This window comes from Nostoc sp. DedVER02, assembly GCF_034530675.2.
Classification (GTDB): domain Bacteria; phylum Cyanobacteriota; class Cyanobacteriia; order Cyanobacteriales; family Nostocaceae; genus Nostoc.
Window position 1 is genome coordinate 1 of the sequence record NZ_JAVRCP020000088.1, and the last position, 608, is coordinate 608.

Genomic DNA, 608 nt, shown 5'->3' on the forward strand with positions numbered 1-608 from the left:
CTGTCATGCTTTTAAAATGCAGCATTTAGGTTATTTCTAAAAATACAGCATTTGCGATCGCACCTGCGGAATGTGGGTTATATAACTACTAATAATGATAATTTTTTGTATTTCATATTACTAATTAATTTAATATTTATCCAGTCTCCGGTTAGAGGTTTAACAAAGTATTAGTTATTATTATTAAATTGTAAAAGCAAATTGAACTTTTGAGTTTATACAATAGTTTCCAAAGACAACGCTAAGAAAGCTGTTTTTTGGCAATTTATATGCTATTGACAAACCAATTATTGGTTAGCCGTACTAGTTCAACTTAATTCCTTCACTTTTCAGAGAGTGCTATATGCAGAAACCAAACGACCAGAAAGCCTATTTCCTTAAGTATCTTTCCCTTGCTCCTGTTCTTGCTGTTATTTCAATATCAGTTGCCTTCTCTACCTGGGCAATTTTTAATTATTTTTTCCCCGATCTTCTTTTCCATCCTATGCCATAAGAGTGAGTATCTAAATTGTTAATTAACACTAAAAAGCACCCTCCCAATTGGGAGGGCGCTCTTTGATTTAGCTAAACTTCAGAATTAACCGTTGATAGCAGGAGCAGTCATTGCA

Annotated in this window: 1 protein-coding gene; it reads left to right on the forward strand. The window is 33.4% G+C overall.

Annotated features, from left to right (window positions below; all coding sequences use genetic code 11):
* The first annotated feature begins 343 nt into the window (after nt 1-343).
* Nucleotides 344-493: a PsaJ protein gene (locus tag RMZ41_RS31970; protein WP_409876335.1), complete on the forward strand. Its 150-nt coding sequence runs from the start codon at nt 344-346 to the stop codon at nt 491-493.
* Nucleotides 494-608 lie beyond the last annotated feature (115 nt).